Below are 10,230 nucleotides of genomic sequence, written 5' to 3'. Positions count from 1 at the left end.
CCGGCCCCCCGGCCCCCCCCCCGGGGGGGGGGCGGGGGGGGGGGGGGGGCCCGGGGGGGGGGGGGGGGGGGGGGGGGGGCCGGGGGGGGGGGGGGGGGGGCGGGGCCGCGGGGGGGGGGGGGGGGTGGGGCGTGTTCGTGTTCTGCCGTGCTGATCTTGTGTATCCATGGACGGTGACCTCGCGTCATCGCTTGCACAGAGATGGCTGGTTACGGCTACTTATGGCTACTTACCGGTACTTACGGGTACGCGATTACGGGTACGCGATCAAGGAACGTCAGGGGGTTTCGGTGGTTGTTGTGTGTGTATCAGCGCCGGTCATCGCGCGTCAACGGGACGTGAACCCCGTGTGGCCTGCGGAAATAACGACTTGACCAGTAATTCACTCGCATTGGTCAAGACCACTGACGCTGTGCTGGCCAGGGGGTGGCGTGAGAATTCGGTGGCGGTTTGGGGGAGCTGGGGGGTGATAGCGCCTCTGGCGCTGTTTGGGCGTTTTCGGCTTTCGGTTGGTGGGGACGGGAGAACGGTGTGGCCGTGTGGCCGTTTTCGCCTTTCCGTTGGTGGGGGTGGCGGGGTCGTGGCGGGATGGCCGTGCTCGCGTAGTGGACACTGCCTGGTTGCACCGCGCCGTAAGTGTGTTGCTTGGCACGCTGCGCTCGGTCATCCCGCCACGACCCCTCCCGTGCGTCCAGCGTCTGCGGCTCGCTGCCACTTGCGGCCCGTGCGCCTTGCGGCTCGGTGCCTCATTCCGTGCCTCATGCGGCCCGGCTCGGTGCCTCTTGCGGCCTGTGCGGCTTCCGCCGCCCGCCGCCCCGCCCCCTCCGGCTGCGGACCAGCGGCCCCGCCCCCCCGCTGTGGGCAGCTGGTCCGCCAGGGGCGAGGGGGGTACCTCCCTGCTCGAGCGGAGCCGAGAGCTTGGGGGAGGGTGGGCACAGCCCACACTGCCGGGTGCCTGTTCTGTGGGCGGAGGGGCACAACCTCGCCCCCGCGCCGGGGAGGGCGTGGCAACGCCGAGGGCCCGCACCAGCGCGGTGCGGGCCCTCGTGGCTGCGGTACCTACTGCGGCTGCGGCGGCCGCCCAGGCACCTCCGGTACCGAGTAACCGGGACCGGGTACGGACCCGGATGCCGGGCCGGCGCCAGGGCCAGGCGGCACAGGCCCAGCCGGCCCCCCCTGCCACCCCGGCGCCCCGCCAGGAACCCCGCCGTACCCCTGCCCAGGCATGGGCGGAGCCACCCGAGGCGGCGGATTGCCGTCCGACGTCCACAACCCCTGAGCCTGCTGCGCCCGCACAAAATCCTCGGCCACCAACGCCGAAAGATTGAAGAACGCCTCCCGCACCTTCGGCCGCATCATGTCCAGATTGACCTCGGCCCCCGCAGCCAGATGCTCGTCGAACGGAACGACGACCACCCCCCGGCACCGCGTCTCGAAGTGCGACACGATGTCCTCGACTTTGATCATCTTCCCGGTCTCCCGGACCCCGGAGATGACGGTCAGCGACCGCGACACCAGATCCGCGTACCCGTGCGCGGACAGCCAGTCCAACGTCGTCGACGCGCTGCTCGCCCCGTCCACGGACGGCGTGGAGATGATGATGAGCTGATCGGCGAGATCGAGCACCCCGCGCATCGCGCTGTACAGCAGACCGGTCCCGGAGTCCGTCAGAATGATCGGGTACTGCCTGCCGAGCACGTCGATCGCCCGCCGGTAGTCCTCGTCGTTGAACGTCGTGGACACGGCCGGGTCGACATCGTTCGCGATGATCTCCAGCCCCGACGGCGCCTGCGACGTGAACCGCCGGATGTCCATGTACGAGTTGAGGTACGGAATCGCCTGGACCAGGTCGCGGATCGTCGCCCCGGTCTCCCGCCGCACCCGTCGGCCGAGCGTGCCCGCGTCCGGGTTGGCGTCGATGGCGAGGATCTTGTCCTGCCGCTCACTGGCGAGCGTCGAACCGAGCGCCGTCGTCGTGGTCGTCTTGCCGACACCGCCCTTGAGCGAGATCACCGCGATGCGGTAGCAGGACAGCACCGGCGTGCGGATCAGCTCCAGCTTGCGCTGCCGCTCCGCCTCCTCCTTCTTGCCGCCGAATTTGAACCGCGATCCGCCGACCGGCCGGTTGCTCCTCGTCTTCTGCTTCTTGTTGTTCAGAAGCCGGTCGGAGGACAGCTCGACAGCGGCCGTGTACCCCAGCGGCGCTCCCGGATTGGTTCGCTCCCGCTGATCGTGCTGCACCGGCTGCGGCCAGGCCGCCCCCGTACGGGGGTCCACCGGAGCTTGATCGCTCTGCGGAACCTGCTGCCCCTGCGGAATCTGCTGCCCTTGCGGGAACGGTTGCGCGTGCTGTTGCGCGGGCGGCATGGGCTGCGCCTGCGCCTGCGCCTGCGGATACGGCTGCTGTTGCGGGAACTGGCTCTGTTGGGCGAGCTGTTGGGGCTGCGTCGGCTGCGGCTGGTATGGCCCCGGCTGGGGCTGGTACGGGCCCGGCTGCGCCGGGAAGTGTGGCTGGGGTTGGTGCTGCGGGTGTTGCGGGTGGTGCTGGGCGGTCTGCTGCGGTACGGGGGGCTCGGCAGGCTGCATGGTCTGCGGTTGCGGCTGCGCCTGCGGCTGTGGCTGGGGGGTCTGCGGGAAGCCGTAACTCGGCTGCGGGGCGGGGGAGTCGGGGGTCGGGTAGCCGTACCCGTTCTGCGGCCCGGGTACGGGCGCCTCCGCCGCCGGTGCCGGTGGCTGCGCTGCGGGTACGTACGGGCTCGTGGGCTCGGGCGGCTGCGCCGACGGCACCGACCAGGCCTGGGGGGCGGTTTGCTGCGGTACCTGGTGCTGCGGCGCCGGGGGCTGGTGCGCGGGGGCTTCGGGCTCGGCCGACCGCTCGTTCCGGGCGGTGGGCGCGGTGGCCGCCGGGGGGTGCGTCGGCGCGGGCCACTGCGGTGCGGGCGTGGGCGCCGCGGGCTGGAACGCGGGCGGCAGCGGCGGCAGCCCGCTCTCCGGCGCGGGCGGCGGGGCCCAGGCGGCGGCCGGGACGGAGTCCTGTGCGGAGTCCTGTGCGGAGTCCTGTGCGGAGTCCTGTGTTGGGGTAGATGCGGGTGCCGGGGCGGGCACGGCACCGGTGACGGCCACGCTCTCGGGCCCCGCGCCGGTCTCGTAGGCGGCCACGCTTGCGCGTGCCGCGTCGTTCTCGGAGGCGGGCGCGCTTGCAGGTGCCGCGTTGTTCTCGGAGGCAGCCGCGCTTTCGAGTGCTTCGTTGTTCTCGGGCTCGGCCTCGTTCTCCGAGGCGGTCTCGTTCTCGGGCCCGGCGTCGTTCCCGGCGGCAGTCTTGTCCCCGGAGGCAGCCTCGTTCCCGGAGGCAGCCTCGTTCTCGGAAGCGTCTTTGTTCTCGGAGGCCGCCGAAGCCTTGTGGTCGGCGGCCAGGTCCGACGCCTGCTCGTCCCCCACAGTCGTGGCCGTCGGAGAGGCGATGGCCCCGGCCTCCGGGGCATCACCCTCGCCCTCGGCCACGTCGTCCGTGCTGTCCCCCTCAGCGGTAGCGGTACCGGCGCCAGTACCGAAGGAAAGCGCGACAGGCGCCTCCCGCTCCTCCGCCCCGGAGGCGGCATCCGCATCGCCGGTTGCCTCGGAGCGGGCGTCGGACGCCTCCCGTTCGGCCATCTCGCGGCGCAGCGCGGCGGGCGAGAAACGCATGGTGGCCCCGCTCTCCACATCGCCCCCACCCAGGCTCTCGGCAACGGGGGCGGCGCTCTCCCGCTCGTCCGTGCGGGGGGCCGTGAACGGCGGGGCGGTCGGGGCCGGGTCCGCCTCGCCCACGCCGCGTACGGGTACGGAGGAGGCGCCCCCGGCGACGGCACCGCTCCAGTCCGCCACGCCCGCGGACGCCCGAGGAGTGGACGGCGGCGGGGTCGAAGGCGGCGTCGGCGGTACGGGCGGAGCGAGCGGCTCGCCCGTGGGCGGGGCGGGCTGGAACCCGCTGCCGACGGGGAGTTTGGGCACGACGGTCGCCGGGGCGGGGGGAGGGGTGCCCGGTCCCGCGAAGGGCGGCACGGGGGCGCCCGGTTCCGCAGGCGTGGACGTGGCCGCGGTGTCGGGCGTCGAAGTGGGTTCGAAAGTGGGTGCCGGTGGGGGCGTGTTGGCGGGAGGGGCGTCGGGCGTGGGTGCGGGGCAGGCGGACGGTGTCTCCCCGGCGGTGCCGGACGCGTTCTGCGTGTACCAGGCGGGCGGGGCGTAGTCGATGGTGAACTCGCCCGTGGTCTCGGCAGCGGACTCCGCGTCGGACTGATCGTCGACGGGTGTGTCCCAGCCGTCGCGGATCTTGTCTCGATCGCTGTTCACAATGCCTCCTGGTGTGGTCGAGCACGCTCGTGCCGTGGTGGGGGGCGACCGTTCCTGTCGTCCGATCCGCCTGGCTCTCCCCGTGTGCGGGACGCGCACACCTCCCTCGCGGGTTCTGGCTCGCGCCCTGCCCCAGCCTAATCACCAAAAGCAGGGGCACGGCAGGCCAGTCCACCTGCCGGTGAGCGACCGTTACGTCACGCCTCACTCGGGAGCGGTGGTCCTGCCGTCGATGTGCCGAACAAATCGGGCAGAGGGTAATGCACCGCGTGAAGTTGTGGGTTCAGTCCATCCTGCGCGCGGTGCCGAGCAGGCCGGTCTCGGTGTCGGTGCCCCGCGTCACGACGTACTGCCGGTCGCGCTCGGCACACCACAGCGTCACTCCGTCGGCGAGCGTCGGCAGCGACTCGACCTGCGCACGCGCAAGTCCGAGAACCCGCCCCACCTGCGCGGCCTCGTCCGGTGATATCCGCTGGAGCCCGACGATCCGCGCCTGCCGGATGAGCCGGGGCGCCACCGGACTCACATACGGAAGCAGCGTGAGCACCGACTGCCAGGGTCCCGACACCACCCGCCCCCTGGGGGGCCGCATCCCGCAGTCCCGCACGACGAGCACCGGGCCTCCGGCCGACGCCCCCTGCGGCGGCACCCGCCCCACGTCATGCACGGACATCCCGCTCGGACCGACGCCGAGGGCCCGCACGAGCGGCTCCCACGCCGCCGCACGCCCGGTCTCCACCGCCACCCGGGCCCCGGTGGCGGCGGCCCGCAGGGCGATGACCTGGGCGGTCCAGAGCCCGCCGATGAGCAGCATGTCGTACGGCGTGGGCCGGTTGCAGCCGAGCACCGCGGGGTGGCCTTGTGCGTCCGTACCGACGACCACACCGTCGTCGCCCATCGGCACGGCGAGCGTGTCCACTTGCCCGGCAGACAGGGCGTGATGTCCGTGGCGTGGCCCCAGCAGTCCGAACCCTCCGCGTACGAGGGAACGGAGCCCGGAGCCGCCCGGCGGCGGGGGCGTCGGGATCGGGCCGGAGCCGGGGGCGGGCGATGTCGTGGCCATCAGCGAGTTCCCCCGAGCGGCAGAGTGGCGAGCATTCCGGGGAGCTGTTCGTGGTCGAGCCGCACGAGACCGGCACCTGCCTGTCGGGCGCCCTGCTCCAACGCGTGCCGCGCGGCGTCCAGTTCGGGTTCGCTGCGACCGGTCACCCGCACATGGCCGCGTATCGCGACCTCCCGTTGTCCGGCACGGCTCATGGTGAGGCTGAAGGTCGTCGCCAGGGTCGGGACGGCGGTGAGGAAGGTGACGAGCTGGGGCATCGCCGGTCCGCCGGCACCTCCCAGCTGCGGCCAGCGGCGCACCCAGTAGGTCGTGTGCCTGCGGTTGTCGCAGCGCCAGGAGCGCGTGGACTCCTCCGTCCTGCGCTGCGGCACGTCGTCGCGGCCCGACTGTGCCGTCACCAGCGGGTTGGCGCAGGCCGAGGTCGCGAGGGCGGCGGTGAGTTCCCCCTCGCTCAGGGCCGTCGCCCGAAAGCCCTGTCCCGCCAGCCGGCTCGCTAGCTGGTCCACGGCCCGCAGCAGGCACTTCTGCGCGCCGACGAGTCCACCGCCGCGGGCCGCCACGGCCTCGGGGCACAGCTCGGGGTCCAGCTTCAGGGCGATCCAGGTGATGCGCACCGCGGGCGCGCCCGTCTCCGCCTGCAAAGGCGCGTAGTTGCTGACGGCCACGGACTGCTGGGGGAGGTGCAGTGCGGGCGCCGGCTGGGTGTGCAGCACGATCTGCGCCGACTCCAGGCGGATCCCGTCCACTTCGAGCGTGTCCCGCACAGGACCGAGCGGCAGGGCGCGGCGGCTGTGCTCGACGCGCAGAGCGGTGCCGTCCGACTCGACCTGGAGCACGGCGGACAGGAAGGTCCCGTCGCCCACCATTCCCACCTCGCGCCGGTCCCGGCCGCGATGGGTGCACGTCCGCAGGGAGGGGTCGCACTCCAGGGCCGGGGCGAACGCGGGATCCGTCCCCGGCGGTGGCGGCGTCTCGGCCGCGCGGCGCCGCCGCGCCCGCAACGCCAGCGCGGCACCGGCGAGTTCCGGCACGGAGCGCCCGTGGCGGCGTACGAGAGCCAGCAGCAGGAGGACTGCCGCGCCGCCGGACGCGAGCGCGAGAGCCGGGCCTCCCACGATCCAGCCGGTCACCAGGAGGGCAGCGGCGACCTCCACGAGAACCAGTCGTTGCCGGCGGAACGGTCCCCCTTGCGCCGACGGCGAGCGGAGACGCAGGACGAGCGGACTCCCGGGCTGCGCGGCATCCGGCGCGGCGCCCCCGGGAGATCCTTGAACTCCGGGTCCCGACCGCCCCCGTACGCGCGTCCGTGTGACGGAAGCCATGAGCCCACCCCCCTGACGAATCTCCCGAATTGCCTCGGTGTGCAAGGCGCTTGGGGCCCGAAAACTCACCCACCTCACACGCGCGATCACACAACAGGCATAGTAGGCGCTGGGTCTGACAACTGAGGGGCGGGGGCCGCGAACCCCCGGCGCCGCCAGGGGGGAAGCAGTCACACATGGCATCACGCCGCGACGAACTCAACGCCTACACCTTCGCGAAGCGCCGCGCACTCGCGGCCTTCATCCAGCCCTCGCCCTCGGGCTCGGAGGAGAGTGCTCCGCGCCCGCTGCGCGGGGTGGTGCCCGGCCTGGTCGTCGGTGTGGTCGTCCTCGCCGTCTTCGGCGCGTGGGGGATGCTGAAGCCCGCGGCCAAGCCGGGCTGGGACAAGCCGAAGGAACACGTGATCATCGCGAGCGAGTCCACCACCCGCTACGTCGTCCTCAGGACCGACGGCAAACGGCAGTTGCACCCCGTACTCAACATGGCGTCGGCGAAGCTGCTCCTCGACGCCGACAAGGGGGACGTCATCAAGGTCGACGAGTCCGTCCTCGACGACGGCAAGCTCCCGCACGGCGCCACCATCGGCATCCCCTACGCCCCCGACCGCCTGCCCTCCCCGTCCGAGGCGGGCTCCGCCAAGCGCTGGGCGGTGTGCGAGCGGCCCGTCCAGGGCGGCCGCGCCATCCAGAAGGCGGCGTTCGTGCTCGCGGAACGGGAGCAGGACAGGACCGAGGGCCCCGGACGGCTGCGTGGCGGGGAACTGCTGTACGTGGTGGGCCCCGACAAGTCCCGCTACGTGGTCGACGCGCGCGGGCGCGCGTACCGGATCTCCGCGGAGAACGAACTGCTCCTGCGTACGGTCGTGGGCTCCGACCGCGAGCCCCAGCGGGTGTCCAGGGAGTGGCTCGCCACGCTGCACCGGGGCGACCGGATCGTCTTCCCCGAGGTGGACGGCGTCCCGGGCGCCGATGCCGGGGTGGCGGGGCTCCAGGACCGGGCCGCGAACAAGGTGGGCATGGTGCTCCGGGCGCGGGACGGGGACACCTGGCGGTACTACGTCGTCCTGCCCCGCCGCGTGGCCCCTGTCTCCGACTTCACCGCGCGTCTGCTCCTCAGCAGCGACGAGCTGAAGGACGTGGGGCAGCAGGGCACGGCCCGCGACATGAGCGCCGCCGACATCAAGCCCGCCTCCGAGGACTTCGACGCCGAGTACACCTGGCCCACCCGGCGCCCGAGGACGCCCGGCGAGAGCACCGCGCGGACCGCCACCGCGCCCGGCGGCGGCAGCACCGTCTGCAACGTCCTGCGCGACGTCGACACCGGCAAGGGCTCCACCACGCTGAGCACGTGGACGGGCCCGGACTTCCCGGCACCCCTGCCCACCGGCTCCTCCAGCGCGTACGTCACGCCAGGATCGGGCCAGCTCTACCGCCAGTTCACCGGTACGGACACCGGGTCGGGCGGTGTCTTCCTGGTCACGGACACGGGCCTGCGGTACGCGATGCAGTCCAACAGCGACAGCGCGACGGACGACGCGGGCATCGGCACCTCGAAGAAGCAGCGAGAGCAGCGCGAGCAGCAGAAGCAGCAGGACCAGGAGGCACGGCAGGCCCAGACCCGCCTCGGCTACGGGGACGCGGAGGTGGGCCGGGTGCCCGCGGCCTGGTCCAAGTTCCTGCCCACGGGACCCCGTCTGTCGACGGCCGCGGCACGGCAGCCGCAGGGTTCCTGACCACGTGAGGGGCGCCGACGCGATGCCGCACACTTCCCCGGGCCGCTGTCCCCGGACACCGACGGCCGCGACGGTGGCCGCCGCCCTGCTCGCCGCCGTGACGACGGCGACTCCCGCGGCCGCGGCGCCGTCGTCCCTGGACCAGTGCGAGTTCCCGTCCAAGAAGTACGCGGGCCGACCGTGGTCGCTGCAACGGGTGCTCCTCGACGAACTGTGGCGGCAGTCCACGGGCGGAGACGTGCGGGTGGCGGTGATCGACACCGGCGTGGACATCAAGAACCCCCAGCTCGAACGAGCGGTGGACGCGTCCAGGGGCGGCAACTTCCTGGCCAGGAACCTCAAGGACGAGAACGGCGACAAGGTGGACCGGGGCAAGCCGGACGGCACCACGGACACGGTCGGCCACGGCACGCGCGTGGCGGGCATCATCGCGGCCCGCCCCGCCAAGGGCACGGGTTTCGTGGGCCTCGCCCCGGGGGCGACGATCATCCCTGTCAAACAGAACGACGCGGAGGGCCACGGAACGACGGAGACCCTCGCGCGGGCCATCGACCACGCCGTCGCCGAGGGCGCCGACATCATCAACATCTCGCAGGACACGGCCAACGCGGTGAAGCCCGCGCCGCAGCTCCGCGAGGCGGTCGAGAAGGCCCTCGGGAAAGACCGCGTGATCGTCGCCTCAGCGGGCAACGACGGTCTCGGCGGCAACGTCAAGCCGACCTATCCCGCCTCGTACGAGGGCGTCCTCGCGGTCGCGGCGTCCGACCGCAACAACGAACGCGCCCCCTTCTCCCAGTCCGGCGACTTCGTCGACGTGGCGGCCCCCGGAGTGGACATGATCTCGACCGTCCCGGGGGGCGGCCACTGCTCCGACAACGGCACCAGCTTCGCCGCCCCGTACGTCGCCGGCCTCGCCGCCCTCATCAAGGCCAAGCACCCCTCCTGGACGTACCGCCAGATCACCGCCCAGATCCAGCAGACCGCCGAGCGCTCCATCCCGGGCCACGACCGCCTGGTCGGCTGGGGCGTCGTCGACCCCGTCCGCGCCCTGACGGAGGACGACCACCCGATCGACCGCCCCACGTCCCGCGAGGGCGTCACCCGAGGCAAGGCCCCGAGCCCCGCGAAGCTCCACCTCGGCGAAACCGCCGAGGAACGAACGGCCCGCCTCGCCACGTACGTGGCGGTGGGGGCCGTGGTTGTGGTGGTGGGGCTCGGGGGGGTGGGGGTCACTCTGCGGGACGCGAGGCGCCGGAGGCACGGCGCGGGTGGTTGACGACGGCGGGCCCGGGCCCTTTCTACGCCCTGGAGGGCTCACGCGGCTCCGGACGGCAGGCCTTCGACTGTTCGACTTGATGGGTGTAGGCCTTGATCAGTTTCCCCATGGCGCGGGAATCCGCACGGTCGCGCGTGAACGATTGAATGCTGGTGAACAAGCGCTGGTCGGGATGGTCTGGATCAGCGCAACCATTGGTCTCCCCGGCTGCTCCCGCTCCCGTGTAGAGATACTTCCTGTGGTCCGTCACTCGGTCGGGGCTCCGCCGGACGGAAGAGGGAGCCGCGAGAAGAAGGTCCTCCTTCTCTGCTAGCCACTCCTGGTCGGCGAACAGCGCTACCTTGCTTTTGTCTACGATCACAGTGCATCGCTCGGTTCCTCCGTCGGGAAACGTGCGCCGTACGGAAACGTGGTCTCCCGGCGGCAGGAACGGAGCCAGCAGTTCGGAACGCACGGCCACGCCACACAAGGAATCCGGCGCTGCGTAGCCTCCTCCCTGTTCATCCC

6 protein-coding genes are annotated in these 10,230 nt (G+C 72.4%); 2 read left to right on the top strand and 4 right to left on the bottom strand.

Annotation, left to right across the window (positions count from 1 at the left end; all coding sequences use genetic code 11):
- Positions 1–1,059: 1,059 nt before the first annotated feature.
- From ACH4DX_RS32275 to eccE, 3 genes are all read right to left on the bottom strand, one after another.
- The gene (locus ACH4DX_RS32275; RefSeq protein ID WP_398157694.1) at positions 1,060–4,329 is read right to left on the bottom strand and encodes an SCO5717 family growth-regulating ATPase; all 3,270 of its coding nucleotides are present in this window, start codon (positions 4,327–4,329) and stop codon (positions 1,060–1,062) included.
- 283 nt (positions 4,330–4,612) lie between these two features.
- Positions 4,613–5,392 carry a hypothetical protein gene (locus tag ACH4DX_RS32270; RefSeq protein ID WP_398157693.1) on the bottom strand — a complete coding sequence of 260 codons (780 nt, stop codon included), beginning with the start codon at positions 5,390–5,392 and terminating at the stop codon, positions 4,613–4,615.
- Entirely contained in the window at positions 5,392–6,714 is a 1,323-nt protein-coding gene (gene eccE, locus ACH4DX_RS32265; protein ID WP_398157692.1) for a type VII secretion protein EccE, read from the bottom strand. The genes ACH4DX_RS32270 and eccE overlap by 1 nt, the downstream gene beginning before the upstream one ends.
- Before the next feature lie 176 nt (positions 6,715–6,890).
- On the opposite strand from eccE, the gene eccB reads away from it, so the two are divergent.
- Positions 6,891–8,447 carry a type VII secretion protein EccB gene (gene eccB, locus ACH4DX_RS32260; RefSeq protein ID WP_398157691.1) on the top strand — a complete coding sequence of 519 codons (1,557 nt, stop codon included), beginning with the start codon at positions 6,891–6,893 and terminating at the stop codon, positions 8,445–8,447.
- A gap of 22 nt (positions 8,448–8,469) precedes the next feature.
- A complete protein-coding gene (gene mycP / locus ACH4DX_RS32255) occupies positions 8,470–9,723 on the top strand; it encodes a type VII secretion-associated serine protease mycosin (RefSeq protein ID WP_398157690.1) in 1,254 nt (417 codons plus the stop codon).
- Between the two features lie 22 nt (positions 9,724–9,745).
- Here the strand turns inward: mycP and ACH4DX_RS32250 are convergent, their stop codons facing one another.
- Positions 9,746–10,183, bottom strand: a complete 438-nt coding sequence (locus tag ACH4DX_RS32250; protein WP_398157689.1) for a hypothetical protein — start codon at positions 10,181–10,183, stop codon at positions 9,746–9,748.
- Positions 10,184–10,230 lie beyond the last annotated feature (47 nt).

Source organism: Streptomyces sp. NPDC017940, assembly GCF_044328435.1.
Lineage (GTDB): Bacteria > Actinomycetota > Actinomycetes > Streptomycetales > Streptomycetaceae > Streptomyces.
Note: the sequence above shows the minus strand (reverse complement) of the source record. Positions and strands in the feature narration are given on the sequence as shown.

Bases quoted from the DNA above. Each gene is read 5' to 3' on its own strand.
- ACH4DX_RS32270 (WP_398157693.1), bottom strand. From the start codon at position 5,392: ATGGCCACGACATCGCCCGCCCCCGGCTCCGGCCCGATCCCGACGCCC.
- eccE (WP_398157692.1), bottom strand. From the start codon at position 6,714: ATGGCTTCCGTCACACGGACGCGCGTACGGGGGCGGTCGGGACCCGGA.
- eccB (WP_398157691.1), top strand. From the start codon at position 6,891: ATGGCATCACGCCGCGACGAACTCAACGCCTACACCTTCGCGAAGCGC.
- mycP (WP_398157690.1), top strand. From the start codon at position 8,470: ATGCCGCACACTTCCCCGGGCCGCTGTCCCCGGACACCGACGGCCGCG.